Source organism: Novosphingobium humi (assembly GCF_028607105.1).
GTDB lineage: Bacteria > Pseudomonadota > Alphaproteobacteria > Sphingomonadales > Sphingomonadaceae > Novosphingobium > Novosphingobium humi.
Genome location: NZ_CP117417.1, coordinates 2,440,916 through 2,463,783, shown reverse-complemented (window position 1 = coordinate 2,463,783; position 22,868 = coordinate 2,440,916). Strand labels below are relative to the sequence as shown.

At 59.5% G+C, this 22,868-nt stretch carries 33 protein-coding genes; 31 read left to right on the top strand and 2 right to left on the bottom strand.

Annotated elements, in window-relative coordinates; all coding sequences use genetic code 11:
• The first annotated feature begins 81 nt into the window (after window positions 1-81).
• Window positions 82-972: a sterol desaturase family protein gene (locus PQ457_RS11635; protein WP_273616999.1), complete on the top strand. Its 891-nt coding sequence runs from the start codon at window positions 82-84 to the stop codon at window positions 970-972.
• Here PQ457_RS11635 and PQ457_RS11630 read toward each other — a convergent pair.
• Complete coding sequence (locus PQ457_RS11630) at window positions 881-1,831, bottom strand: hypothetical protein (RefSeq protein WP_273616998.1); 951 nt, start codon at window positions 1,829-1,831, stop codon at window positions 881-883. The two genes, PQ457_RS11635 and PQ457_RS11630, sit on opposite strands and share 92 nt — an antisense overlap.
• 332 nt (window positions 1,832-2,163) lie before the next feature.
• On the bottom strand, window positions 2,164-3,453 hold the full coding sequence (locus tag PQ457_RS11625) for a P-loop ATPase, Sll1717 family (RefSeq protein ID WP_273616997.1): 1,290 nt from the start codon (window positions 3,451-3,453) through the stop codon (window positions 2,164-2,166).
• 508 nt (window positions 3,454-3,961) lie between these two features.
• On the opposite strand from PQ457_RS11625, the gene PQ457_RS11620 reads away from it, so the two are divergent.
• The 30 genes from PQ457_RS11620 to rpsM all read left to right on the top strand — a co-directional run bounded on the left by PQ457_RS11620 (window position 3,962) and on the right by rpsM (window position 22,846).
• Window positions 3,962-4,369: a hypothetical protein gene (locus PQ457_RS11620; protein WP_273616996.1), complete on the top strand. Its 408-nt coding sequence runs from the start codon at window positions 3,962-3,964 to the stop codon at window positions 4,367-4,369.
• A 201-nt stretch (window positions 4,370-4,570) separates the two neighbouring features.
• On the top strand, window positions 4,571-4,723 hold the full coding sequence (locus tag PQ457_RS11615) for a hypothetical protein (protein ID WP_273616995.1): 153 nt from the start codon (window positions 4,571-4,573) through the stop codon (window positions 4,721-4,723).
• Window positions 4,724-5,163: 440 nt separating this feature from the next.
• Window positions 5,164-5,535: a 30S ribosomal protein S12 gene (gene rpsL, locus PQ457_RS11610; protein WP_168603835.1), complete on the top strand. Its 372-nt coding sequence runs from the start codon at window positions 5,164-5,166 to the stop codon at window positions 5,533-5,535.
• A gap of 49 nt (window positions 5,536-5,584) precedes the next feature.
• Window positions 5,585-6,055 (top strand): 30S ribosomal protein S7, encoded by a 471-nt coding sequence (rpsG, locus tag PQ457_RS11605; protein WP_168603834.1) that lies wholly within the window; start codon window positions 5,585-5,587, stop codon window positions 6,053-6,055.
• Window positions 6,056-6,156: 101 nt separating this feature from the next.
• Entirely contained in the window at window positions 6,157-8,229 is a 2,073-nt protein-coding gene (gene fusA / locus PQ457_RS11600; protein WP_168603833.1) for an elongation factor G, read from the top strand.
• Between the two features lie 149 nt (window positions 8,230-8,378).
• Complete coding sequence (gene tuf / locus PQ457_RS11595; RefSeq protein WP_168603832.1) at window positions 8,379-9,569, top strand: elongation factor Tu; 1,191 nt, start codon at window positions 8,379-8,381, stop codon at window positions 9,567-9,569.
• Window positions 9,570-9,691: 122 nt separating this feature from the next.
• The gene (gene rpsJ / locus PQ457_RS11590; RefSeq protein ID WP_091146544.1) at window positions 9,692-10,003 is read left to right on the top strand and encodes a 30S ribosomal protein S10; all 312 of its coding nucleotides are present in this window, start codon (window positions 9,692-9,694) and stop codon (window positions 10,001-10,003) included.
• Window positions 10,004-10,278: 275 nt separating this feature from the next.
• The gene (rplC, locus tag PQ457_RS11585) at window positions 10,279-11,004 is read left to right on the top strand and encodes a 50S ribosomal protein L3 (protein WP_168603831.1); all 726 of its coding nucleotides are present in this window, start codon (window positions 10,279-10,281) and stop codon (window positions 11,002-11,004) included.
• 3 nt (window positions 11,005-11,007) lie between these two features.
• Window positions 11,008-11,637, top strand: a complete 630-nt coding sequence (rplD, locus tag PQ457_RS11580) for a 50S ribosomal protein L4 (protein ID WP_273616994.1) — start codon at window positions 11,008-11,010, stop codon at window positions 11,635-11,637.
• Window positions 11,630-11,935 carry a 50S ribosomal protein L23 gene (locus tag PQ457_RS11575; RefSeq protein WP_168603829.1) on the top strand — a complete coding sequence of 102 codons (306 nt, stop codon included), beginning with the start codon at window positions 11,630-11,632 and terminating at the stop codon, window positions 11,933-11,935. The genes rplD and PQ457_RS11575 overlap by 8 nt, the downstream gene beginning before the upstream one ends.
• 12 nt (window positions 11,936-11,947) lie before the next feature.
• Window positions 11,948-12,784 (top strand): 50S ribosomal protein L2, encoded by an 837-nt coding sequence (gene rplB / locus PQ457_RS11570; RefSeq protein ID WP_168603828.1) that lies wholly within the window; start codon window positions 11,948-11,950, stop codon window positions 12,782-12,784.
• A gap of 6 nt (window positions 12,785-12,790) precedes the next feature.
• Window positions 12,791-13,069, top strand: coding sequence for a 30S ribosomal protein S19 (rpsS, locus tag PQ457_RS11565; RefSeq protein ID WP_168603827.1), 279 nt, complete (start codon window positions 12,791-12,793; stop codon window positions 13,067-13,069).
• Window positions 13,069-13,446: a 50S ribosomal protein L22 gene (gene rplV, locus PQ457_RS11560; RefSeq protein ID WP_172342600.1), complete on the top strand. Its 378-nt coding sequence runs from the start codon at window positions 13,069-13,071 to the stop codon at window positions 13,444-13,446. The genes rpsS and rplV overlap by 1 nt, the downstream gene beginning before the upstream one ends.
• Window positions 13,447-13,449: 3 nt before the next feature.
• A complete protein-coding gene (rpsC, locus tag PQ457_RS11555; protein ID WP_168603825.1) occupies window positions 13,450-14,145 on the top strand; it encodes a 30S ribosomal protein S3 in 696 nt (231 codons plus the stop codon).
• Window positions 14,146-14,162: 17 nt separating this feature from the next.
• Entirely contained in the window at window positions 14,163-14,597 is a 435-nt protein-coding gene (gene rplP, locus PQ457_RS11550) for a 50S ribosomal protein L16 (protein WP_168603824.1), read from the top strand.
• Window positions 14,597-14,800, top strand: coding sequence for a 50S ribosomal protein L29 (gene rpmC, locus PQ457_RS11545; protein ID WP_273616993.1), 204 nt, complete (start codon window positions 14,597-14,599; stop codon window positions 14,798-14,800). Before rplP ends, rpmC begins: the two co-directional genes overlap by 1 nt.
• Window positions 14,801-14,810: 10 nt before the next feature.
• The gene (gene rpsQ / locus PQ457_RS11540; protein WP_168603823.1) at window positions 14,811-15,080 is read left to right on the top strand and encodes a 30S ribosomal protein S17; all 270 of its coding nucleotides are present in this window, start codon (window positions 14,811-14,813) and stop codon (window positions 15,078-15,080) included.
• Window positions 15,081-15,219: 139 nt separating this feature from the next.
• Window positions 15,220-15,588, top strand: a complete 369-nt coding sequence (gene rplN, locus PQ457_RS11535) for a 50S ribosomal protein L14 (protein ID WP_110869606.1) — start codon at window positions 15,220-15,222, stop codon at window positions 15,586-15,588.
• Entirely contained in the window at window positions 15,588-15,908 is a 321-nt protein-coding gene (gene rplX / locus PQ457_RS11530; RefSeq protein ID WP_273616992.1) for a 50S ribosomal protein L24, read from the top strand. The genes rplN and rplX overlap by 1 nt, the downstream gene beginning before the upstream one ends.
• Entirely contained in the window at window positions 15,901-16,479 is a 579-nt protein-coding gene (gene rplE, locus PQ457_RS11525) for a 50S ribosomal protein L5 (RefSeq protein ID WP_168603821.1), read from the top strand. The genes rplX and rplE overlap by 8 nt, the downstream gene beginning before the upstream one ends.
• A 32-nt stretch (window positions 16,480-16,511) precedes the next feature.
• On the top strand, window positions 16,512-16,817 hold the full coding sequence (gene rpsN, locus PQ457_RS11520; RefSeq protein ID WP_168603820.1) for a 30S ribosomal protein S14: 306 nt from the start codon (window positions 16,512-16,514) through the stop codon (window positions 16,815-16,817).
• An 11-nt stretch (window positions 16,818-16,828) separates the two neighbouring features.
• Window positions 16,829-17,224, top strand: a complete 396-nt coding sequence (rpsH, locus tag PQ457_RS11515; RefSeq protein WP_168603819.1) for a 30S ribosomal protein S8 — start codon at window positions 16,829-16,831, stop codon at window positions 17,222-17,224.
• On the top strand, window positions 17,224-17,757 hold the full coding sequence (gene rplF, locus PQ457_RS11510) for a 50S ribosomal protein L6 (protein WP_273616991.1): 534 nt from the start codon (window positions 17,224-17,226) through the stop codon (window positions 17,755-17,757). The genes rpsH and rplF overlap by 1 nt, the downstream gene beginning before the upstream one ends.
• Window positions 17,757-18,107, top strand: a complete 351-nt coding sequence (rplR, locus tag PQ457_RS11505) for a 50S ribosomal protein L18 (RefSeq protein WP_168603817.1) — start codon at window positions 17,757-17,759, stop codon at window positions 18,105-18,107. Before rplF ends, rplR begins: the two co-directional genes overlap by 1 nt.
• 2 nt (window positions 18,108-18,109) lie before the next feature.
• Window positions 18,110-18,826, top strand: coding sequence for a 30S ribosomal protein S5 (rpsE, locus tag PQ457_RS11500; RefSeq protein WP_273616990.1), 717 nt, complete (start codon window positions 18,110-18,112; stop codon window positions 18,824-18,826).
• Between the two features lie 5 nt (window positions 18,827-18,831).
• Window positions 18,832-19,008 carry a 50S ribosomal protein L30 gene (gene rpmD / locus PQ457_RS11495; protein ID WP_273616989.1) on the top strand — a complete coding sequence of 59 codons (177 nt, stop codon included), beginning with the start codon at window positions 18,832-18,834 and terminating at the stop codon, window positions 19,006-19,008.
• Window positions 19,009-19,490: 482 nt separating this feature from the next.
• Window positions 19,491-19,970: a 50S ribosomal protein L15 gene (rplO, locus tag PQ457_RS11490; protein WP_273616988.1), complete on the top strand. Its 480-nt coding sequence runs from the start codon at window positions 19,491-19,493 to the stop codon at window positions 19,968-19,970.
• Between the two features lie 118 nt (window positions 19,971-20,088).
• Window positions 20,089-21,456, top strand: coding sequence for a preprotein translocase subunit SecY (gene secY / locus PQ457_RS11485; RefSeq protein ID WP_273619314.1), 1,368 nt, complete (start codon window positions 20,089-20,091; stop codon window positions 21,454-21,456).
• Between the two features lie 40 nt (window positions 21,457-21,496).
• Window positions 21,497-22,141 (top strand): adenylate kinase, encoded by a 645-nt coding sequence (locus tag PQ457_RS11480; protein WP_273616987.1) that lies wholly within the window; start codon window positions 21,497-21,499, stop codon window positions 22,139-22,141.
• A 336-nt stretch (window positions 22,142-22,477) separates the two neighbouring features.
• A complete protein-coding gene (gene rpsM, locus PQ457_RS11475) occupies window positions 22,478-22,846 on the top strand; it encodes a 30S ribosomal protein S13 (protein WP_168603812.1) in 369 nt (122 codons plus the stop codon).
• The last annotated feature ends 22 nt before the right edge of the window (window positions 22,847-22,868 follow it).

Below are 22,868 nucleotides of genomic sequence, written 5' to 3'. Positions count from 1 at the left end.
ATCAGAGCGATAGAGCCACGCGTCCGCCAAATCCAGTGCCTGTTCAACACCATCTTAACCGCCCCCCGCTAGACCGTCCCCATGACGCTGCTGCTCAGTTTCGTGCCGGAATTTCTGGTCATCGCCGCCCTGCTGCTGGTCGAGCGGGCAGGGCCGCGCACCGACTGGTGGCGCAATCTTCAGATCTGGGCGCTGCAATTGACCGTAGCGCTGACCATCCTGCCCCTGCTGCGCGGCTGGGTCGGCCCGGCGCTGATCGAGGGCGCACACCTGCCCTTCTGGCAGGGATTTCTCCTCTTCCTGCTGCTCAAGGATCTGGCCGAATTTGTCTTTCACCTGGCCCAGCACCGCATTCCCTTTCTCTGGGCCATGCATTCGCTGCACCATTCCGACCCCGAAATGGCGGTCTTGACCACCCAGCGCCATTTCTGGGGCGACCAACTGGTCAAACAGATGACGGTCTGGTCGGTGGTGCTGATGATCCTGTCGCCCACGCCCGCCATCGCCTTTGCCTATGGCATCGCCTCGCTGTGGAACCTGTTTGCCCACCTTGACGCGCCCATCGACTTTGGCCGCTGGTCATGGCTGCTCAACAGCCCGGCCTATCACCGCCGCCACCATTCGCGCCTGCCCGAACATTATGACACGAATTTCGCCGGGATCTTTCCCATTTTCGACGTGATCTGCGGCACCTATCGGCGGCCCGACGGCTTCCCCCCCACCGGCATGGCGCGCAAACCCGAAAGCCTGTGGCAGGCGGTCATCTGGCCGATGATCTGGGATCGCCCGCAAAGCGCGCCCATCATCGCCCCCGCCACCGCCACCGCTAACGCCATCCCCGCCGCGCCCGTCGCCATCGCCGCATCGGGCGGGGGAAACGCTAATCGGGCACCTCGCCGCGCGCCCTTGGCCCGATCCGCCCATCGTCCAGATCATCCATCAACCGCCGCGCCACCTCCTCCTCCAGCGTGAAGGGCGCGGGCCTCCTGCGCGCCCGTATCAACCGCGCCTCCTCGCGTGCATAGCGGTGCCGCCGCGCCAAACCCAAGGCCTCATCCCCCTCGCGCAGCAGATCGGGCAAATGGCGAATGCCGGGCTTCCCGTCCGCCTCATCCTGCGCCGGGGCCACATCCTCATGCGGCACCTCCGGTTCGACCTCCTCCTCCTCGGCCCCATCATCCTCGCATTCCGCCGCCTGCGCCGCGATCCAGCGCTCGCGCATCCGCTCCAGCTTCGCGTTGATGCTCTCCAGCACCTCCTCGGCCTCGCGCTCCTCCTCAATCGCCCGCGCCCGCTCCTCCGCCGCGCTCAGCGGCCTTTCGCCCCCGCGCAAGCCATAAGCGTCAAACCGCCCCCGCCGCCGATTGCGCAGCAAAAACATCAACAAAGGCGTGTCATACCGCCGCCACCGCGCCACCACCTCACCGCGCCGAATGATAAACCGCTCCTCTCCCTCAATCGCCCGCTCCAGCGCGCAATCCTCCAAACGCGCCATGCCGCGATCCACCGCCTCCTCCCACGCGGCGGCAAACCCCTCCGCCCCCGGCGCATTGCGGATCTTGTACAAAGCCTCCAGACTGGCCCCGATCGCGCGCGCCGCCTGCGTCACAATCCCGCTCGCCGCCAGCGCCGCAATAAACGCCCGCTGCCGATCCGGCGTGATCGAATTGCGCCGCGGAGCCTTGTGAATATACGGCGCAAACCCCAGCAAAGGATCACCCTCCACCGGCGCCTCCCCCCGAAACGCCACCCGGCTCGTCCTCTTGCTCGGCCGCACGCTGTCGCAATGCACCACCTCGCGCGTCACACCGCCCCCACACGTACAGCCCATAAAGCCTCCATCGCACCCCCCACCCCAGCGCAGGGGGATGTCATGAATAGCAAACCGGGATACGTGTAGGACAGAACATTATGGGAACTTTTTGCGTGGCGTGTGGGGCGGGGGTATTCGCTGCGCGATTTGTTTGAAGGGGGAAGGGGGCCTCCGGCGGGCAAAGGGCGGGGGCCCTTTGCAATCCCAGTATGGGGTTTATGGGCTAAATTCGATATCCAGGTTTGACGTTTCGAATTACAGATATTGTCGAGATTTACCATTACCCGTCTACAAAGCATAAGGGTTTGACCTACCCTGCTTCATAATTGAAAGAAAATTAAGACCTTCGATTAGTCCCCTTCGTCAATGCTTATTTGATCAAAAAGGATATCTAGATTGTCTGGCTGCAAAGCCCATCGGTATGCAGGGTGTATTTCCCATGAATAACCAAAATCGAGATTTTGATCAAAAAGGAATCTACTTTGATCAAAAAATTTTCGATCTACTTTACCTGATTCCAAATCTTTTCTCGCTATAACAAAATCAATTTTGTATAAAAATTGGCCTATTGATCTTGCTGAAACTACGGAGTTGTTAGTGAATTTTACGGGATTGCTTGATAGTATGTTACTTACTTTTGTGTCGAGATCTGACTGCGAAAATAGATAAGATTCAGAAGCTTTTCGAGGGCCTTTGTGTGGCTTTGTTACGTTAGGCTTCATTGCGAGAAGAAGTCTTTTAAGCTGAGGAATTTCCGACGAGAACTCGTTTACGATATCTTGAAGCCGCTCAGCCGAATAAGTCGAAAAAGTTCCACGAAGATCTGAAGTTGTAATAATTTCGTGATCGTTTTGGTAAGCAGCTTTAGCTGCACCTCCAAGTAGCTTTACTAAATCTCGGGGCCTTTTGCGCTGCAGCGACATTAATACTCTATGAGTTGGCGCATCACTCCATTTTCCTTGCCCAGAAAAGCGAGGCTCCATTACATGGCTGAATGACTTGACAATTTCTGGCTGCTTCTTTGAGTAAAGTTCTGCATCATTAACGTTGTTTCCTAAAAATGTCTCTATCCTCTTGGCAAAAAGAATAAGTATTTCGTGGTTGCTCCATGATAGCCAAACAACCTTGTCTTCAATTTTGTCAGTTGATTCATCTGAGGTTCTGACGAGGTAGTAGACGTCAGTGCGGAGAGCTACTCTAAATTGTAAGGAATTTGTAGAGCCGCATATGTCTCTGATGGCGTTTAGGAGTGTGGCGATTTTTTTGATATCGTCTTGTTTAGCTTCCCATCCTCGATCTAGATCGTCAATATAGATGCGAATGAAGTTATTTTTCATGTACAGGGCGACGACATCCTGCTGGATGGCCGTTGAGCCGCCCGTAACTAGCGAATCTATTTTATTTTTTATGAAATTCAGGGCAGCGTTCGCCGTGTTTATTGCTGGCGAAAGGGTCTCTCGCAAAAAATCTGGCTGGACTTCCTGCATTACTTGATTTGTGATAACTGACAGTAAGGCTCCTTTCCAATCCTCAATCCAAGAGTTGAAGCTGCCCTTCTGTTGATCAAAAGCTGTCAATAGATCTCCAGGTTGAAGCCATATAGCTGGTCTTCTTGCTTCAACGTCTTCGATGTATAGCATTTTAAGTAAGGCACTTTTCCCACTACCTTTGTGGCCAACCAGTACACGGATTGCTAAATCGTTCTGAAGATTTTAATAAGCTTTGTTTTTTACGAAATACTCTTTAAGTCTCTCAGGATTTTCATTTTCGGCATCGGAAATACCGAACATGCGGGCTATATTTGCATCGGTGAACTTTGGCACAAATCCTCCCAAGAGATAGTCAATGGTGCAGCGATAGATATTAATCGTTTGAATGCTACCGGCATTTGCGCGGGAATGCTAGTTTAGATTCCTTGCCTACCGCCACCGTGCATAATTTATGTCGATGTCCAAGCATTTGCGCTTGCCATTGCCTATCTTGTTCCAACGTTGCTGGACCAGCAGCAACGCTTCGGTTGCCGTGATGCCTCATTTATTCTCCGTCCCCCAATTGCGACGAACCGCTCAACGTCTCACCGCATCCCGCTTGCTCCATAGCGGCCCCGCCAGATATTCCCACGCCCAACGGGTTTCAGGGAAAAAGAACATGAAGGCATATCTGGCGGGTTTGGCGGTGATGGTGGCGGTTTGCGCGCCCCAGGTGGCGATGGCGGATGATCCGCGTGATCCGGCGATGCGCAGCGCGGCGGCGCGGGCGCGGGATCGGGCGGAGATCCAGCGGTTGAACCGCAATCAACTGGAATATGTCCGCCGCCGCGATGCGGGCTATGCCAAGGATTGGGCGGCCTATAATGCCGCGCAAGGGCAGGGGCAGGGGCGCTACGCTCCCCGTTCGGATTATGAGGAAACGGCCTATGACACCCCCGCCGGTGATGCGCGGCGGGACGCGGCGGCCTATCAACAAAGTCGCCGCCAGTATGAACAAGACCTCGCCGCATGGCGCCACGCGGTCACCCAATGCCGCAACGGCAATTACGAATATTGCGCAAGATAAAAGCGCCGCAGGCTTTCAAACAAGAACCCAAGACACCCCGCCAGCGGCCCATACGCCATCCATTAACGGGATTGCTAAGGGCCCCCGCCCTTAGCCCGCCGGAGGCAAACCTTAACCCCCTTCAAAAACCCGCCACCCCCATAATTCACTACCCGCCTCCGCCCCCATGCCCTAAAGGCGGGCCGACATTATGGAGGCATCATGGCGGATCTTTATTTGAAAGCGCTGGAATCCGAGCGCAAGAAGCTGTGGGCCACGTGTCGGCTCAAGGGCCTGCCCAAAGGCACGCCCGAGCGGCAGCGCATCGATGAACTGGACCAACTGCTGCGCGCGCATAAGGCGAAATCGGCCTGAACGGGGCAGGGGGCGGGCCTCGAACCCGGCCCGACCCCGCCATCCTTGACCTGCGCGCCGAATAGGCGTAGGGCGCGCCAATTCTTGCGGGGATGGGCTTGTCCTGTCCCTCGCACAAGAGAGCTGAACATTGCCGGTGCGTGCCGGGTTTTGCGGGGTATCTCGCTGAAACTCTGGTGTTATCCGTCAAAGTAACCCGGCGCCTTTGGGCGGGGTGGAGCGTTTCGGTTCGTCTTTGCGCGCATCTGGCATCGTGCCGGATGATTCGCGTGAACGCGTTCGTTTCCTTCATCCTTGCATGGGGCGCCAGATGGTCATGCGGCCTTCGGGCCAATTGGCTTGTTCGCACCGGAAGCGGCGCAAAACCCCACGGGGCGCGCCACGGAAGGGCGCTTTTGTGGCGGCGTATCGCCGTCACGCAAACAAGGTGAAGAGATTCAATGCCTACTATCAACCAGCTGATCCGCCACGGGCGCGAGCCGCAGAAGGCCAAGAGCAAGGTTCCCGCTCTTGAGCAGAACCCCCAGAAGCGCGGCGTCTGCACCCGCGTGTACACCACGACCCCGAAGAAGCCGAACTCGGCTCTTCGCAAGGTGGCCAAGATCCGTCTGACCAACGGCCGCGAAGTCATTTCGTACATCCCGGGTGAAGGCCACAACCTTCAGGAGCACTCGGTGGCTCTGATCCGCGGCGGCCGTGTGCGCGACCTTCCCGGCGTGCGTTACCACGTGCTGCGCGGCGTTCTGGATACCCAGGGCGTCAAGAACCGCAAGCAGAGCCGTTCGAAGTACGGCGCCAAGCGCCCGAAGTAAGACCTTACGGTCTTTCTCGTCGGTCTTACAGATTTAAGGAATACAAGCGATGTCACGTCGTCGTCGTCCCGAAAAGCGGGAAATCCTGCCTGATCCCGTCCATGGCGATCAGGTCCTTTCGAAGTTCATGAACAACCTGATGCTTGACGGCAAGAAGTCGGTTGCGGAATCGATCGTGTACAGCGCGCTGAACACGATGCAGACCCGCGCCAAGGCCGATCCGGTTCAGCTGTTCCATGACGCGCTGAACAATGTGAAGCCCCAGATCGAAGTCCGCAGCCGCCGCGTCGGCGGTGCGACCTATCAGGTCCCCGTCGAAGTGCGCCCCGAGCGCGCCCAGGCTCTGGCGATCCGCTGGCTGATCACCGCCGCCCGCAACCGCAGCGAAACCACCATGTCGGCCCGCCTGTCGGGCGAGCTGCTGGACGCTGCGAACAACCGCGGCAGCGCGGTCAAGAAGCGCGAAGACACGCACCGCATGGCGGATGCGAACCGCGCCTTCTCGCACTATCGCTGGTAAAGGGTGTGGGACGGGGCCGTTTTGGCGGCTCCGTCACAGGCTTGTCACTATTCCGAACCTAAGGGCGGGGATTGTCTCCTCCCGAACCCAAGGAAAACCCCATGGCACGCAGCCATCCGCTCGAGAAATACCGCAACATCGGTATTATGGCGCATATTGACGCCGGTAAGACCACCACCACCGAGCGTATCCTTTATTACACCGGCAAGTCCTACAAGATCGGCGAAGTCCATGACGGCGCCGCGACGATGGACTGGATGGAACAGGAACAGGAACGCGGCATCACGATCACGTCGGCCGCGACGACCTGCTTCTGGAACGACCACCGCATCAACATCATCGACACCCCCGGCCACGTCGACTTCACCATCGAAGTCGAACGTTCGCTGCGCGTGCTCGACGGTGCGGTTGCGTGCTTCGACGGCGTTGCCGGCGTGGAGCCGCAGTCGGAAACCGTGTGGCGTCAGGCCGACAAGTACGGCGTTCCCCGGATGTGCTTTATCAATAAGTTGGACCGCACCGGCGCCAACTTCAAGTACTGCGTGCAGTCGATCATCGACCGCCTCGGTGCGAAGCCGGCCGTGCTGTATATTCCGATCGGTCTCGAAGCCGATCTGAAGGGTCTGGTCGATCTGGTCCACAACCGCGCGATCATCTGGAAGGATGAATCGCTGGGCGCCGAATTCTTCTACGAAGAAATCCCGGCCGACCTGGCCGACGAAGCCGCCGAATACCGCGCCAACCTCATTGAGCTTGCCGTTGAGCAGGACGATGATGCGATGGAAGCGTATCTGGAAGGCAACGAGCCCGACGTCGACACGCTCAAGAAGCTGATCCGCAAGGGCACGCTGAACCAGTCGTTCGTTCCCGTCTGCTGCGGTTCGGCGTTCAAGAACAAGGGCGTTCAGCCTCTGCTCGACGCCGTGGTCGACTATCTGCCTTCGCCGCTCGACATTCCTGACGTCCAGGGCGTCAAGATGGACAGCGACGAGAAGGATAGCCGTCCCCCCGCCGACGACGCGCCGTTCTCGGCTCTGGCCTTCAAGGTCATGAACGATCCCTTCGTGGGCTCGCTCACCTTCATCCGCATCTATTCGGGTACGCTCACCAAGGGCACCTACCTGAACTCGGTGAAGGACAAGAAGGAAAAGGTCGGTCGTATGCTGGAAATGCATGCGAACGAGCGTAAGGACATCGATGAAGCCTTTGCCGGCGACATCATCGCTCTGGCCGGCATGAAGGAAACGACGACCGGTGATACGCTGTGCGCCGAACGTCAGCCGATCGTGCTGGAACGCATGGAATTCCCCGAGCCGGTGATCGAACTGTCGGTGGAACCCAAGACCAAGGCTGACCAGGAAAAGATGGGCGTTGCGCTCAATCGCCTGTCGGCTGAAGATCCCTCGTTCCGCGTGTCGACCGATCACGAATCGGGCCAGACCATCATCAAGGGCATGGGCGAACTTCACCTGGACATCATCGTCGACCGTATGCGTCGCGAGTTCAAGGTCGAAGCCAACGTCGGCGCTCCGCAGGTGGCCTATCGCGAATATCTGGCCAAGCCGGTCGACATCGACTTCACCCACAAGAAGCAGTCGGGTGGTACGGGTCAGTTCGGTCGCGTGAAGGTCAAGGTTTCGCCGGGTGAACGCGGCAGCGGCATCACCTTCAAGGACGAAATCAAGGGCGGTAATATTCCCAAGGAATATATCCCCGCCATTGAAAAGGGTTTCCGTGAAACGGCCGCTACCGGCTCGCTCATCGGCTTCCCGATCATCGACTTTGAAATCGTGCTGTATGACGGCGCCTACCACGACGTTGACTCGTCGGCTCTGGCGTTCGAAATCTGTGCCCGCGGCGCTATGCGCGAAGTGGCCCAGAAGTCCGGTATCAAGGTGCTGGAACCGATCATGAAGGTCGAGGTTGTCACCCCTGAGGAATTCATGGGCGACGTGATCGGCGACATCAACAGCCGCCGTGGTCAGATCCAGGGCACCGACAGCCGCGGCAACGCACAGGTTGTCGAGGCCATGGTGCCGCTGGCCAACATGTTCGGTTACGTGAACCAGCTGCGTTCGTTTACCCAGGGCCGCGCCCAGTACTCGATGCAGTTCTCGCACTATGACGAAGTGCCGGCGAACGTTGCCACCGAGCTGAAGGCCAAGATGGCCTGAGGTTAAGTTGAATACTGTCGGGGCTGGCGTGCAACATGCGCTTGCCAGCACCGACAGATCAGGCTAGGGGCGGCGCCTGAATTTCAGGCGAGTCTGGCAGGTGCCGTCTCGTGCAGAAATCTCATTTGAACGAAAAGAAGGTTTGAAACATGGCTAAGGCTAAGTTTGAGCGGACCAAGCCGCACTGCAACATCGGCACCATCGGTCACGTTGACCACGGCAAGACCACGCTGACCGCTGCCATCACCAAGGTGCTGGCCGAAACCGGCGGCGCGACGTTCACGGACTACGCGAACATCGACAAGGCTCCCGAAGAGCGCGAACGCGGCATCACGATCTCGACCGCTCACGTGGAATACGAGACCGCCAACCGTCACTACGCTCACGTCGACTGCCCGGGTCACGCTGACTATGTGAAGAACATGATCACCGGTGCTGCCCAGATGGACGGCGCGATCCTGGTGGTGAACGCTGCTGACGGCCCGATGCCGCAGACCCGCGAACACATCCTGCTCGCCCGTCAGGTCGGCGTGCCGGCTCTGGTCGTGTACATGAACAAGGTCGACCAGGTTGACGACGAGGAAATCCTCGAGCTCGTCGAGCTGGAAATCCGCGAGCTGCTGTCGTCCTACGACTTCCCTGGCGACGACATCCCCGTGATCCCCGGTTCGGCTCTGGCCGCTCTTGAAGGTCGTGACGATGCCATCGGCAAGGAATCGATCTACAAGCTGATGGAAGCTGTCGACAACTACATCCCGCAGCCCCCCCGTCCGACCGACAAGCCCTTCCTGATGCCCGTCGAAGACGTGTTCTCGATTTCGGGTCGTGGTACGGTTGTGACCGGCCGCGTTGAAACCGGCATCATCAAGGTTGGTGAAGAAGTCGAAATCGTTGGTCTGAAGGCCACCGCCAAGACCACCGTGACCGGCGTGGAAATGTTCCGCAAGCTGCTCGACCAGGGTGAAGCCGGCGACAACATCGGCGCTCTGTGCCGCGGCATCAAGCGTGAAGACGTTGAGCGCGGTCAGGTTCTGGCCAAGCCCGGCACCTGCACCCCGCACACCAACTTCGAATCGGAAGTTTACGTGCTGTCGAAGGACGAAGGTGGCCGTCACACGCCGTTCTTCGCGAACTATCGTCCGCAGTTCTACTTCCGCACCACCGACGTGACCGGCTCGGTCACGCTGCCCGAGGGCACCGAAATGGTGATGCCCGGCGACAACGTGAAGCTTCAGGTTGAACTGATCGCGCCGATCGCCATGGACGAAGGTCTCCGCTTCGCTATCCGCGAAGGCGGCCGCACCGTCGGTTCGGGGGTTGTCGCGAAGATCACGAAGTAATATAGGCCGCGCAGCCCGGAGGTGATTCGTCGCTTCCGGGTTCCGGTTTTCAAGGGGCGCCCTTTGCTTAAGCAGCGAAGGGCACTCTTTCTTTTTTGGCTCTTTCTCATCGGTAGCAGGACATGGAAGCTCAAAACATCCGCATTCGCCTGAAGGCATTCGATCATCGCGTGCTGGATCAGGCCACCGGCGAGATCGCCGACACCGCCCGTCGTACGGGCGCACTCATCCGCGGGCCCATTCCGCTGCCGACCAAGATCGAGAAGTTCTGCGTTAACCGCGGACCCCACATCGACAAGAAGTCGCGCGAGCAGTTTGAAGTTCGCACCTACAAGCGTCTGCTGGACATCGTTCAGCCCAACGCTGCGACCGTCGATGCGCTCATGAAGCTCGATCTCGCCGCAGGCGTCAACGTTGAAATCAAGCTGGCATAAAGGGATTGCGTCTGCTAAGGGCGCGACCTCTGGCCGATTTTGATTCGGCTGTTTGCCAGAAATGGTGCCTGCGCAGCTAAGTCTGCAAAGGGAAATGGGATACCTCCGGAAGTCTCGCTGATCTGTGGATTGGCACTTGTTCCGGGCAGCGTCCCCCGTCTTGCCGAGCCTGAGATGGCTTGGCACTCGACCCGGACGGGGTCCGCTTCGTACATTGGGTTGAACACGCCTGTGGGGGATGGTCCGCTGCAGGCCTCTGTAAGGAGTAAAAGGTCATGCGCACCGGCGTGATCGCTAAGAAGGTGGGGATGACTCGCCTTTTCCAGGAAGATGGACGTCACGTTCCTGTGACTGTTCTGTCGCTGGAAGACTGCCAGGTGGTTTCGGTTCGTACCGCTGAGCGCGACGGTTATGTCGCTCTGCAGCTGGGTGCGGGCGCCGCCAAGCAAAAGAATGTCAACAAGCCGCAGCGCGAGCACTTCGCCAAGGCTGAAGTTCCGCTGAAGATGGAAGTTGCCGAATTCCGTGTGGCCGATGACGCCGTGCTGGAGGTCGGTTCGACCATCGCTGCCTCGCACTTCGTGTCGGGCCAGCTGGTTGACATCACCGGCCACACCCAGGGTAAGGGCTTCTCGGGCGCTATGAAGCGCTGGGGCTTCGGCGGTATGCGCGCCACCCATGGTGTGTCGATCTCTCACCGTGCGCATGGTTCGACGGGTAACCGTCAGGATCCGGGCCGCGTCTTCAAGAACAAGAAGATGGCCGGTCATCAGGGTGATCGTCAGCGCACCCAACAGAATCTCGAAGTTGTCCGCACCGATGATGAGCGCGGTCTGGTCTTCGTCAAGGGCTCGGTGCCCGGCGCGAAGAACGGCTGGTTGCTCGTTCGCGATTCGGTCAAGGTCGCTCGTCATGCCGACGCTCCGTACCCCGCCGCTATCAAGTCGGCTGTGGTCGATGCTGCTCCGGCTGTTGAAGCTGCCGAAGGTCAGGAGGGCTAAGTCGTGGTCAAGGTAACTCTGCAAAACCTCGACGGTTCGGCCGCTGCTGGCGAAATCGAACTGAACGATGCGGTGTTCGGCCTCGAGCCGCGCGCTGACATTCTGCACCGTGTTGTCACCTGGCAGCTGGAAAACCGTCGCGGCACCGCCCGTGGCGCTCGCGAGCGCAGCGATGTGGCCCGCACCGGCAAGAAGTTCGGCAACCAGAAGGGTGGCGGTACTGCCCGTCATGGCGACCGCAAGGCTCCGATCTTCATCGGCGGTGGTAAGGCTCATGGTCCTCGCGTCCGTGACTTCAGCCTGTCGCTGAACAAGAAGATCCGTGCGCTCGGCCTCAAGCTCGCTCTGTCCTCGAAGGTCAACAGCGGTCTGGTGGTCGTTGAGAACCTGGAACTGGCGGAAGCCAAGACCAAGGCTCTGGCTGCAACGCTCGCCAAGGCTGGCTATGCCGGCAAGGTGCTGGTGATTGACGGCGAAGCGGTGAACGAGAACTTCGCCCGCGCCGCAGGCAACATCGTCGGCGTGAACGTTCTGCCCGCCGTGGGCGCGAATGTTTACGACATCCTGAAGCATGACACGCTGGTGCTGACCCGCGCCGCTGTCGAGAAGCTGGAGGCCCGTTTCAATGGCTAAGGACAGCATCGACACGCGTCATTATGACGTGATCGTGGCGCCCCACATCACCGAAAAGACCACGTTGCTCTCCGAGAACAACGCGGTGGTCTTCAAGGTGGCCGAACGCGCGACCAAGCCTGAAATCAAGGCTGCGGTCGAGGCTCTGTTCGGCGTGAAGGTGACGGGTGTGAACACCCTGACCCAGAAGGGCAAGACCAAGCGCTGGAAGGGCAAGCCCTACAAGCGCACCGACGTCAAGAAGGCCGTTGTGACCCTGGCTGAAGGCCAGTCGATCGACGTGACCAGCGGGATCTGAGGGCGGTAGAACATGGCACTCAAGAGCTATAACCCGACCAGCCCGGCCCGTCGTGGCCTCGTTCTGGTTGACAAGAGCGCCCTCTGGAAGGGCAAGCCGGTCAAGGCGCTTACCGAAGGTAAGAGCAAGACCGGTGGTCGTAACAACAAAGGTCACGTGACCAGCCGCGGTATCGGCGGTGGCCACAAGCAGCGCTATCGTTTCATCGATTTCAAGCGTCGCAAGTGGGACCAGCCGGCAACCGTTGAGCGTCTGGAATATGACCCCAACCGCACCGCGTTCATCGCCCTCGTCAAGTACGAAGACGGTGAGCAGACCTACATTATCGCACCGCAGCGTCTGGCTGTCGGCGACACCATTGTCGCTGGCGAAAAGACCGACGTGAAGCCCGGCAATGCCATGCTTCTGTCGCAGATCCCGGTCGGCACCATCATCCACAACGTGGAAATGAAGCCGGGCAAGGGTGGTCAGATCGCTCGTTCGGCCGGCACCTATGTGCAGGTCGTGGGCCGTGACCGTGGTCTGGTGATCGTTCGTCTGAACTCGGGCGAACAGCGCTACCTGCGTGGCGATTGCATGGGCACCGTTGGCGCCGTGTCGAACCCCGACAACGCCAACACCAACCTTGCAAAGGCCGGTCGCAACCGTTGGCTTGGCCAGCGTCCGCTTACCCGCGGCGTTGCCAAGAACCCGGTCGACCACCCGCATGGTGGTGGTGAAGGCCGTACTTCGGGCGGTCGTCATCCTGTTACGCCGTGGGGCAAGCCTACCAAGGGCGCTCGCACCCGTCATAACAAGAAGACTGACGGTATGATCATCCGCTCGCGTCATGCGAAGAAGAAGAGGTAATCGACAATGGCTCGTTCCGTCTGGAAAGGTCCTTTCGTCGACCTGCACCTGCTGAAAAAGGCCGAGGTCGCCCAGGATGCTGGCAACCGTGCCGGCCCGATCAAGACCTGGTCGCGTCGGTCGACGATCCTGCCGACGTTCGTTGGTTTGACGTTCAACGTCTACAACGGGCATAAGTTCATCCCCGTGTCCGTGAATGAGGACATGGTCGGCCACAAGCTGGGCGAATTCGCGCCGACGCGCACGTTCCCCGGCCACGCCGCTGACAAGAAGGGCAAGCGCTGATGAGCAAGCCTAAAGCTCCCCGTCGCGTTGGCGACAACGAAGCCCTGTCGGTCGGTACGCAGATCCGCGGCTCGGCTCAGAAGCTCAATCTGGTTGCGGCGCTTATCCGCAACCAGAAGGCTGAAGATGCGCTGAACATCCTGACCTTCTCGAAGAAGGCCATGGCGGTTGACGCTCGCAAGGTGCTGGCTTCGGCCATCGCCAACGCCGAAAACAACCACAACCTCGACGTGGACAGCCTCGTCGTGGTTGAGGCTTCGGTCGGCAAGTCGATCACGATGAAGCGCTTCCACACCCGCGGCCGTGGCAAGTCCACCCGCATCCTGAAGCCCTTCAGCCGTCTGCGCATTGTGGTGCGCGAAGTTCAGGAGGCCTGATCCATGGGTCATAAGAGCAACCCCATCGGTCTGCGCCTGCAGATCAACCGCACCTGGGACAGCCGCTGGTATGCGGAAGGTCGCAGCTACGGCAAGCTTCTTGAGGAAGACCTCAAGATGCGCAAGTTCATCTTCAAGACGCTGCCTCAGGCCGCGATCTCGAAGGTGGTGATCGAGCGTCCTGCCAAGGTGTGTCGCGTGTCGATCTTCGCTGCTCGTCCGGGCGTGATCATCGGCAAGAAGGGGGCAGACATTGAAAAGCTGCGCCTTCAGCTCGCCAAGTTCACAGGCAGCGACGTCAAGCTCAACATCGTCGAAATCCGCAAGCCGGAAATCGACTCGAAGCTTGTCGCTCAGGGCATTGCTGATCAGCTGATCCGCCGTGTTGCCTTCCGTCGCGCCATGAAGCGTGCCGTTCAGTCCGCGCTGCGTCTTGGTGCTGAAGGCATCAAGATCACCTGCTCGGGCCGTCTGGGTGGCGCTGAAATCGCGCGTATCGAATGGTATCGCGAAGGCCGCGTTCCGCTTCACACTCTGCGTGCGAACATCGACTATGCCGAAGCCGAGGCGCTCACCGCCTATGGTATCATCGGCATCAAGGTGTGGATCTTCAAGGGCGAAATCCTTGGTCACGATCCGATGGCGCAGGACCGTCTCATGATGGAGGCCCAGACCTCCGGCGTGCGTCCTGCACGTTGAGGTTGAGGTAACAGATCATGTTGCAACCGAAGAAGACCAAGTTCCGCAAGGCGTTCAAAGGCCGTCTGCACGGCAACGCCAAGGGCGGCACCGACCTGAACTTCGGTTCCTACGGCCTTAAGGCCATGGAGCCGGAGCGCGTCACCGCTCGTCAGATCGAAGCTGCACGTCGTGCCATTCAGCGTCACCTGCGTCGTCAGGGTCGCCTGTGGATCCGCGTGTTCCCCGATCTGCCCGTCTCGAAGAAGCCTGCTGAAGTCCGTCAGGGTAAGGGCAAGGGTTCGATCGAATATTGGGCTGCTCGCGTCAAGCCGGGCAAGATCCTGTTCGAACTGGACGGCGTTTCGGGTGAGCTGGCCGCCGGTGCGTTTGAGCGCGCCGCGATGAAGCTGCCGATCAAGACCAAGGTTGTCGCCAAGCTTGGCGACACCTCGCACCTGGGAGGCGAATAATGACCAAGATCGCTGATCTGCGTGCCAAGAGCGATGACCAGCTGGTTGCCGAGCTGGGCGACCTGAAGCGCGAGGCTTTCAACCTCCGTTTCCAGGCCGCCACCAACCAGCTTGAGCGTCCTGCACGCATCAAGGAAGTGCGCCGCGACATCGCCCGCATCAAGACGCTCCAGAGTGAGCGTTCTGTTGCAGCGAAGGCGTAAGGAGGAAACCATGCCCAAGCGTATTCTTATCGGGACCGTGGTTTCCGACAAGACCGACAAGACCGTGGTCGTGAAGGTCGAGCGTAAGGTGAAGCACCCCCTTTATGGGAAGATCATCCGCCGTTCGAAGAAGTATCACGCCCACGACGAAGACAACGCCTTCAAAGCCGGCGAAGTTGTCCGCATCGAGGAAACCGCCCCGATCTCCAAGCTTAAGAGCTGGAAGGTGATCGAGCGGGTTCAGGCGGGCAAGGGCGTCGCTGTCGAGGCGGACGTCTAAGGTCGTTGAAAAATTCTCTGGCGCTCTGACCCGAATCGGGTTAGGGCGCCGGACCGCTTCACGGTGCCCGTTTGCGCGGGCGCCGTTTTTTGGAACTGCCGGACTTGTTCCGGCAAGCCTAACGTAAGGAACCGGATCCATGATCCAGATGCAATCCCAGCTTGACGTCGCTGACAACAGCGGTGCCAAGCGCGTCCAGTGCATTAAGGTGCTGGGTGGATCGAAGCGTCGTACCGCTGGCGTTGGCGACATCATCGTGGTGTCGATCAAGGAAGCCCAGCCGCGCGCCAAGGTCAAGAAGGGCGACGTTCACCGCGCGGTGATCGTTCGTACCCGCAAGGACGTTCGCCGTCCCGACGGTTCGGTTATCCGTTTCGACGGTAACGCGGCTGTGCTGATCAACAAGAACGCGGAGCCCATCGGCACGCGTATCTTTGGCCCCGTCGTGCGCGAACTGCGCGCCAAGGGCTACATGAAGATCATCTCGCTGGCTCCGGAGGTTCTGTAATGTCCGCTGCTAAGATCAAGAAGGGCGACAATGTGATCGTCCGTTCGGGCAAGGACAAGGGCCGTACCGGCACCGTTCTGTCCGTCCTGCCTAAGGAAGGCAAGGTTGTGGTTACCGGCGTGAACGTCGCTGCCCGTCACCGCAAGCCGACCCAGGTGAACCCGCAGGGTGGCATCGAGCGTCGTGAGGCGCCGATGGCTATCAGCAAGGTTGGTCTCGTCGATCCGAAGACCGGTGCGGCAACCCGCATCCGCTTCGAGGAAAAGGACGGCAAGAAGGTCCGCGTGGCCGTGAAGTCCGGGGAGGCTATCGATGGCTGATAAGTACACTCCGCGTCTCAAGACCAAGTATGACGCCGAAATCGCTGCTGCGATGACGGAAAAGTTTGGTTACAAGAACGCGCTCGAAATCCCGAAGATCGAAAAGATCACGCTCAACATGGGCGTGGGTGAAGGCACGCAGGACCGCAAGAAGGTCCAGACCGCTGCCGCCGAAATGGAAGCCATTGCCGGCCAGAAGCCGGTGGTGACCCGTGCCAAGAAGTCGGTTGCGCAGTTCAAGCTGCGTGAAGGCATGGCGATCGGTTGCAAGGTTACGCTGCGTCGCGAGCGTATGTACGAATTCCTTGACCGTCTGATCACGATCGCGATGCCCCGCATCCGCGACTTCCGTGGCCTGAATCCGAAGAGCTTCGACGGCCGTGGCAACTATGCCATGGGTCTGAAAGAGCAGATCATCTTCCCGGAAATCAGCTACGATCAGATCGACAAGGTGCGTGGCATGGACATCATCGTCACCACCTCGGCCAAGACCGACGAGGAAGCGCGCGAACTGCTGCGTCTCTTCGGTTTCCCGTTCACTGCCACCGCCGAAGCCAAGCAGGCGGCGTGAGCGAGCAAGATTGAGAAAGAGAGCTTAAGTCCATGGCGAAACTGAGTTCGATCAACAAGAACGAGCGCCGTAAGGCCCTCGTCAAGAAGTACGCAGCTAAGTACGCGAAGCTGAAGGCTGTTGCTGACGATGAATCGGCTGATGAAACCGAGCGTCTGATTGCCCGCCTGAAGCTGGCCGAGATTCCCCGCAACGGGAACCCGACCCGCGTGCGCAACCGTTGCGCCACCACCGGCCGCCCGCGCGGCTACTATCGCAAGTTCGGCCTGTGCCGCGTTGAGCTGCGTGATCTTGCCAATAAGGGCATGATCCCCGGCGTGACGAAGTCGAGCTGGTAAGGAACAAAGCGATGGCATTGACCGATCCTCTGGGTGATATGCTCACCCGTATCCGCAACGGCCAGCAGGCGAAGAAGGATTCCGTCCTTTCGCCGGCTTCGAAGCTGCGTTCGCGCGTTCTCGAAGTGCTCCAGCGCGAAGGCTATATCCGTGGCTATTCGGAGGACGCCACCGGCGCCCATCCGCAGCTGCGCATCGAGCTGAAGTATTTCGAAGGCGAGCCCGCGATCAAGCATCTCGCTCGCGTCTCCAAGCCGGGTCGCCGTGTGTACTCGGGCAGCAAGGAACTGCCCGTGGTGCGTAACGGCCTTGGCATCACCATCGTCTCGACGCCCCGCGGCGTGCTTTCGGATGCCGAAGCGCGCGCTGCCAACGTCGGCGGCGAAGTGCTGGCGGAGGTGTTCTAATGAGCCGCATTGGTAAGAAGCCTGTTGCCATTCCGGCGGGCGTCTCGGCGAACATCGCCGATGGCGTGCTGTCCGTGAAGGGCCCCAAGGGCGCGCTGACGTTGAACCTGCGTGACGAGATCAGCTATGCTGTTGACGGCGACACCATCCTGGTGAAGCCCGCCAACGACACGAAGCAGGCTCGCGCGTTCTGGGGCATGCAGCGCACGCTCGTCTCGAATCTGATCACCGGTGTGACCGAAGGCTACACCAAGACCCTGCAGATCACCGGTGTGGGCTATCGCGCCACCGCTCAGGGCAAGGTGCTCAAGCTTCAGCTGGGCTACAGCCACGACGTCAACTTCGACGTTCCCGAAGGCATCGAGATCAAGACCCCGGATAACACCACGGTCCTGATTTCCGGTATCGACAAGCAGAAGGTGGGTCAGGTTGCGGCCGAGATCCGTCGCTGGCGTAAGCCCGAACCCTATAAGGGCAAGGGTATCAAGTACGCTGGCGAGTTCATCTTCCGCAAGGAAGGGAAGAAGAAGTAATGGCCAAGCTGTCTCTGTTCGAGCGCCGTCGTCGGCGCGTTCGCACCGCCCTCAAGGCTCGCGCCGGTGGGCGTCCCCGTCTGTCGGTGCACCGTTCGGGTCGCCACATATACGCCCAGATCATCGACGATGCTGCTGGTCGTACCCTCGCTTCGGCTTCGTCGCTGAAGAAGGGCAGCAAGGATATCGGCGCCAATGTCGATGCCGCTGTTGCTGTGGGCAAGGAACTGGCGGAAGCCGCCAAGGCCGCTGGCGTCACCACTGTCGTGTTCGATCGCGGCGGTTTCCTGTTCCATGGCCGCGTCAAGGCGCTGGCCGATGCCGCCCGTGAAGGCGGGCTGGAGTTCTGACAATGGCTGACGAAACCAACCTTGAAACCGGTGCCGTTGTCGGCGCCGAAGCCGCTCCCGAGGGCAACGAGCGTGAAGGTCGTCGTGGTCGTGGTCGCGGACGCGATGGCGAGCGTGGCGAAGGCCGCGGTCGTGGTCGCCGCGACGACCGTCGCGGCAAGCCTGACGAGGAGCAGGGTGAAGAGCTGATCGAAAAGCTCGTTCACATCAACCGCGTCAGCAAGACCGTGAAGGGCGGTAAGCGCTTCGGCTTTGCTGCTCTCGTGGTGGTGGGCGATGGCAAGGGCCGCGTTGGCTTTGGTCATGGCAAGGCGCGCGAAGTGCCCGAAGCCATCACCAAGGCGACCGCTTCGGCCAAGAAGAAGATGGTTCGCGTTCCCCTCAAGGAAGCGCGCACCCTTCACCACGACGGCAAGGGCCATTTTGGCGCTGGCAAGGTGAGCGTGCGTTCGGCCCCGGCCGGTACGGGTATCATCGCTGGCGGCCCGATGCGCGCTGTCTTCGAAAGCCTGGGCGTTCATGACGTGGTGACCAAGTCGGTCGGCACCTCGAACCCCTACAACATGATCCGCGCCACTTTCGACGCTCTGACCAACCAGTCGAGCCCGAAGTCGGTGGCGCAGCGTCGCGGCAAGAAGGTCACCGACCTGCTGAACCGCGATGGGCATCACCACTCTGAGGCGCAGCTTGAAGCTGCTGCCGCTGCGATTACGGAGTAAGCGCAATGGCAACCATCAAGATCAAGCAGATCGGTTCGCCGATCCGTCGGCCCGAAGCTCAGCGTAAGATGCTGATCGGACTGGGTCTGAACAAGATGAATCGCGTTGTCGAACTGACGGATACCCCCGAAGTTCGCGGTGCGATCGCAAAGCTGCCCCATCTGGTGGCCGTGGTCGACTGATCGACTTCGCGCTTTCAGGTTGAAGCAAAAGGACAAGGCCTCGGAGTGATCCGGGGCCTTTTCTTGTGGTCGGTTGCTGGGACCTGATGGGGGAGGGGGCGTAGGGACGAATGTTGAGGCGACCTGGCGGCTTGACGTGGGATTATGTTTTATCTGATTTGTTTGCAGCTCAGGAAGAATGGAGTGGGCCAGCCCATATGTGCAGACCAGAGTAATTGCGTTGGCGCACTGATTCTCGTGCTGCGCTATAGACCTTGTTTGCCTGACATCATGGAGATGGTGGGCGCTCTGAGTATTCGTGCAGGGCCGTGCCGGTATGAACGTTTGTTTGTCCGAATGTGTGCCACCTGTGGCAACTGACGGATCTTGCGGCACAATAGCCCGGGGCGGGCCCCGCGCGGAAAAGGGGTGACATGGCGACGTATTTCGCCTAAGGGCCCGCCTTCCATCAAGCGCGATAAAAGCGAAAGCGAGTGCAGAATATGACCAAGTTGAATGATATCCGTGACAATGCTGGCGCCCGCCACCGTCGTATCCGCGTCGGCCGCGGCATCGGTTCGGGCAAGGGCAAGACTTCTGGCCGCGGTCAGAAGGGTGCCAAGGCGCGTTCGGGCGTGTCGATCAATGGTTTCGAAGGCGGTCAGATGCCGCTTCACATGCGTCTGCCGAAGCGTGGTTTCAACAACCCGTTTGGCAAGGACTATGCTGAAGTGAACCTGGGCATGGTCCAGAAGGCGATCGACGCCGGCAAGCTCGACATTTCCGCTGTTGTGGATCACGCCGCGCTCAAGGGTGCTGGTCTGGCCCGTGGCGGCAAGGACGGCGTGCGTTTGCTCGGCAAGGGTGTGTTCAGCGCCAAGGTCAATTTCAAGGTTGCCGGCGTTTCTGCCGGTGCCAAGTCGACTGTTGAAGCTGCCGGTGGTTCGGTCGAAGTGCCGGCCGTGGCTGAAGCTGCCGAGTAATTTGGTCTGGGCTTGCGGGCGGGGGTTGTATCCCCGCCCGCAGTCCTTATCCTTTCCCACCTATGGGTAAAGGTCCGCCGCCCGTTTTGGCGGCCAGGGTCAGGGTTTGAGCAATCCTATGGCATCGCGCGCCGATAATATCGCCAGTACACTCAGTCTCGCCAATTTCAACAAGGCGACGGAACTCAAGAGCCGCATCTGGTTCACCGTCGGGGCGCTGATTGTCTTTCGTTTTCTGAGCTTCGTCCCGCTTCCGGGCGTCAATCCGCTGGTGCTCCAGCAGCTTTACGCCAAGACGCAGGGTGGCATTCTCGACATTTTCAACACTTTCTCGGGCGGCAGCCTCGAGCGCATGAGCCTCATCGCGCTTGGCGTCATGCCCTATATCACGGCCTCGATTGTCGTGCAGCTCGCCGCTTCGCTGCATCCGGCGCTGGCCTCGCTGAAAAAGGAAGGCGAGAGCGGGCGTAAGAAGCTGAACCAGTGGACGCGCTATGGCGCGGTGCTGCTGACGGCTATTCAGGGCTGGGCTATCGCTTCGGGTCTTGAGGCATACGGCACTTCGGCCGGGCTTCAGGCTGTGGTTATTCCGGGCATGCTGTTCCGCGTCTGTGCTGTGATTTCGCTGATCGGCGGGACGATGTTCCTGCTGTGGCTGGGCGAACAGATCACCAGCCGGGGTATCGGCAACGGCACTTCGCTGATCATCATGGCAGGTATTGTGGCCCAGATGCCTCAATTTTTCATCCAGCTGTTTGAGGGCGGGCGTTCGGGTTCAGTCAACGGGCTGACCATCTTTGCGATGGTGGCGCTGGTGGTGGGCATGATTCTGTTCATCAGCTTTATGGAGCGCGCCACCCGCCGCCTGCTGATCCAGTATCCCAAGCGTGCGACTCAGAACGGCATGATGCAGGCAGATCGCAGCCATCTGCCGCTCAAGATCAACACAGCAGGCGTGATTCCGCCGATCTTCGCCAGTTCGCTGCTGCTGCTGCCGCTGACCATCACTCAATTTGCCGGCAAATCGGTTGCGCCCGATTCGGCGCTGGGCAATGTGATTGTCACGCTCAATCAGTATCTGGGGCATGGTAAGCCGCTGTACATGGCACTCTATGCCATCGGCATCGTGTTCTTCTGCTTCTTCTACACCGCCGTGGTGTTCAACCCGGAGGAGACAGCGGACAACCTCAAGCGCAACGGCGGCTTCATTCCGGGCATTCGTCCGGGCAAGAACACGTCGACCTATCTCGACTATGTTCTGACGCGAATCACGGTGATCGGCGCTGCCTATATTACCATAGTATGTGTTGTGCCCGAGTTCTTCATGGAGCAAACCGGGCTGCGGCTGGTGGTGGCTGGCGGCACGAGTTTGCTGATCGTGGTGAACGTGACCGTTGATACCATCACCCAGATTCAGTCGCATCTGTTGGCTCATCAATATGGTGATCTGATCAAGAAGGCGAAACTCAAGGGGCGGATGCGCTGACGCGCGCCGCCTTGATGGTCTGAACGGAGGGGAGAGACCAGTGAATATCATTCTGCTTGGACCGCCGGGGGCTGGCAAGGGCACCCAGGCCCAGCGCCTCGTTGAGCGTCATGGCTTCCGCCAGCTTTCGACCGGCGACATGCTGCGTGCTGCCGTCAGGGCGGGCACGCCCGTGGGCCTTGAAGCAAAGGCGGTGATGGAGCGTGGCGAACTGGTTTCGGATGCGATTGTTTCGGCGCTGATCGGTGAAGAGCTTGACAGTATGGGGCCCGAAGCAGGCGCGATTTTTGATGGCTATCCGCGCACGGCGGCGCAGGCCGAATCGCTCGATGCCATTCTGGGGGAGCGCGGCCGTAAGCTGGACCATGTGATCGAACTGGACGTTGATGAAGACGCTCTGGTTGAGCGCATCACCGGTCGCTTTACCTGCGCCAATTGCGGCAAGGGCTATCACGACAAGTTCGAGCAGCCCAAGGCCTTTGGCGTGTGTGACAAGTGCAACGGCACCGAATTTAAGCGTCGGCCTGACGACAATGAGGAAACGGTGCGCACGCGCATGGCCGAATATCGCGCCAAGACCGCGCCGATCCTGCCGATCTATGAGGCGCGCGGCATTGTTTCGCGCGTCAATGGCATGGCCGAACTTGGGCATGTTACCGAGGCGATCGAACGGATTATAGCTTGAAGTGTTTCCTGCCCCTGCCGGGCTGTGGACTGGCAGGGGCGGGTTTTTCTGTTTCGGGGCGCCTCGCGTAAGGGAACCAAATTTTCCGGTTTACCTTTCCGCAAAAATTTGATCGCTCGCGTTGACTTGGCGGGCGAATCGGTCTAGGCGCGCTCTTCGCATGTCGAAAAGGGTCAGTCCGGCAGGAGGCACTTGTTATTGTGCGCCCGTCGGGCTTTTTGCCGTCAAGGCGATCTGAATTTGCCATTGTGAAAAAGCGTTGAGATGGGGGTGTGTGGCCTGTTGCTTCATCGGAAGCGGCCCTTCCGCACATCCCTGTGGAGCATGGAGAAAAGAGTGGCTCGTATTGCCGGGGTTAATATCCCCACCAACAAGCGCGTTATCATCGCGCTGACCTACATTCATGGTATCGGCTCGTTCAAGGCCAAGCAGATCGCTGACAAGCTGGGCATTGACCACAGTCGTCGCGTTCAGGATCTGTCGGACGCTGAAGTCCTGCACATCCGTGAAACCATTGACGCCGAGCACACCGTGGAAGGCGATCTTCGTCGCGAAACCGCGATGAACATCAAGCGTCTGATGGATCTGGCCTGCTATCGCGGCCTGCGTCACCGTAAGGGTCTGCCCGTTCGCGGTCAGCGCACCCACACCAACGCCCGCACCCGCAAGGGTAAGGCCAAGCCCATCGCTGGTAAGAAGAAGTAAGCGGTTCCCGCTAGCTTCATCT

Coding starts and splice junctions, on each gene's coding strand:
- rplO (WP_273616988.1), top strand. CDS start 19,491: ATGACCAAGTTGAATGATATCCGTGACAATGCTGGCGCCCGCCACCGT.
- rplX (WP_273616992.1), top strand. CDS start 15,588: ATGTCCGCTGCTAAGATCAAGAAGGGCGACAATGTGATCGTCCGTTCG.
- rpsH (WP_168603819.1), top strand. CDS start 16,829: ATGGCATTGACCGATCCTCTGGGTGATATGCTCACCCGTATCCGCAAC.
- rplC (WP_168603831.1), top strand. CDS start 10,279: ATGCGCACCGGCGTGATCGCTAAGAAGGTGGGGATGACTCGCCTTTTC.
- PQ457_RS11620 (WP_273616996.1), top strand. CDS start 3,962: ATGAAGGCATATCTGGCGGGTTTGGCGGTGATGGTGGCGGTTTGCGCG.
- rpsQ (WP_168603823.1), top strand. CDS start 14,811: ATGCCCAAGCGTATTCTTATCGGGACCGTGGTTTCCGACAAGACCGAC.
- PQ457_RS11635 (WP_273616999.1), top strand. CDS start 82: ATGACGCTGCTGCTCAGTTTCGTGCCGGAATTTCTGGTCATCGCCGCC.
- PQ457_RS11615 (WP_273616995.1), top strand. CDS start 4,571: ATGGCGGATCTTTATTTGAAAGCGCTGGAATCCGAGCGCAAGAAGCTG.
- rpsL (WP_168603835.1), top strand. CDS start 5,164: ATGCCTACTATCAACCAGCTGATCCGCCACGGGCGCGAGCCGCAGAAG.
- rplP (WP_168603824.1), top strand. CDS start 14,163: ATGTTGCAACCGAAGAAGACCAAGTTCCGCAAGGCGTTCAAAGGCCGT.
- PQ457_RS11630 (WP_273616998.1), bottom strand. CDS start 1,831: ATGGGCTGTACGTGTGGGGGCGGTGTGACGCGCGAGGTGGTGCATTGC.
- PQ457_RS11625 (WP_273616997.1), bottom strand. CDS start 3,453: ATGCTATACATCGAAGACGTTGAAGCAAGAAGACCAGCTATATGGCTT.
- rpsN (WP_168603820.1), top strand. CDS start 16,512: ATGGCGAAACTGAGTTCGATCAACAAGAACGAGCGCCGTAAGGCCCTC.
- secY (WP_273619314.1), top strand. CDS start 20,089: ATGGCATCGCGCGCCGATAATATCGCCAGTACACTCAGTCTCGCCAAT.
- rpsC (WP_168603825.1), top strand. CDS start 13,450: ATGGGTCATAAGAGCAACCCCATCGGTCTGCGCCTGCAGATCAACCGC.
- rpmD (WP_273616989.1), top strand. CDS start 18,832: ATGGCAACCATCAAGATCAAGCAGATCGGTTCGCCGATCCGTCGGCCC.
- fusA (WP_168603833.1), top strand. CDS start 6,157: ATGGCACGCAGCCATCCGCTCGAGAAATACCGCAACATCGGTATTATG.
- rplB (WP_168603828.1), top strand. CDS start 11,948: ATGGCACTCAAGAGCTATAACCCGACCAGCCCGGCCCGTCGTGGCCTC.
- rpsE (WP_273616990.1), top strand. CDS start 18,110: ATGGCTGACGAAACCAACCTTGAAACCGGTGCCGTTGTCGGCGCCGAA.
- rplR (WP_168603817.1), top strand. CDS start 17,757: ATGGCCAAGCTGTCTCTGTTCGAGCGCCGTCGTCGGCGCGTTCGCACC.
- tuf (WP_168603832.1), top strand. CDS start 8,379: ATGGCTAAGGCTAAGTTTGAGCGGACCAAGCCGCACTGCAACATCGGC.
- rpsS (WP_168603827.1), top strand. CDS start 12,791: ATGGCTCGTTCCGTCTGGAAAGGTCCTTTCGTCGACCTGCACCTGCTG.
- rplE (WP_168603821.1), top strand. CDS start 15,901: ATGGCTGATAAGTACACTCCGCGTCTCAAGACCAAGTATGACGCCGAA.
- rplN (WP_110869606.1), top strand. CDS start 15,220: ATGATCCAGATGCAATCCCAGCTTGACGTCGCTGACAACAGCGGTGCC.
- rplV (WP_172342600.1), top strand. CDS start 13,069: ATGAGCAAGCCTAAAGCTCCCCGTCGCGTTGGCGACAACGAAGCCCTG.
- rpmC (WP_273616993.1), top strand. CDS start 14,597: ATGACCAAGATCGCTGATCTGCGTGCCAAGAGCGATGACCAGCTGGTT.
- rpsJ (WP_091146544.1), top strand. CDS start 9,692: ATGGAAGCTCAAAACATCCGCATTCGCCTGAAGGCATTCGATCATCGC.
- rplF (WP_273616991.1), top strand. CDS start 17,224: ATGAGCCGCATTGGTAAGAAGCCTGTTGCCATTCCGGCGGGCGTCTCG.
- rpsG (WP_168603834.1), top strand. CDS start 5,585: ATGTCACGTCGTCGTCGTCCCGAAAAGCGGGAAATCCTGCCTGATCCC.
- PQ457_RS11575 (WP_168603829.1), top strand. CDS start 11,630: ATGGCTAAGGACAGCATCGACACGCGTCATTATGACGTGATCGTGGCG.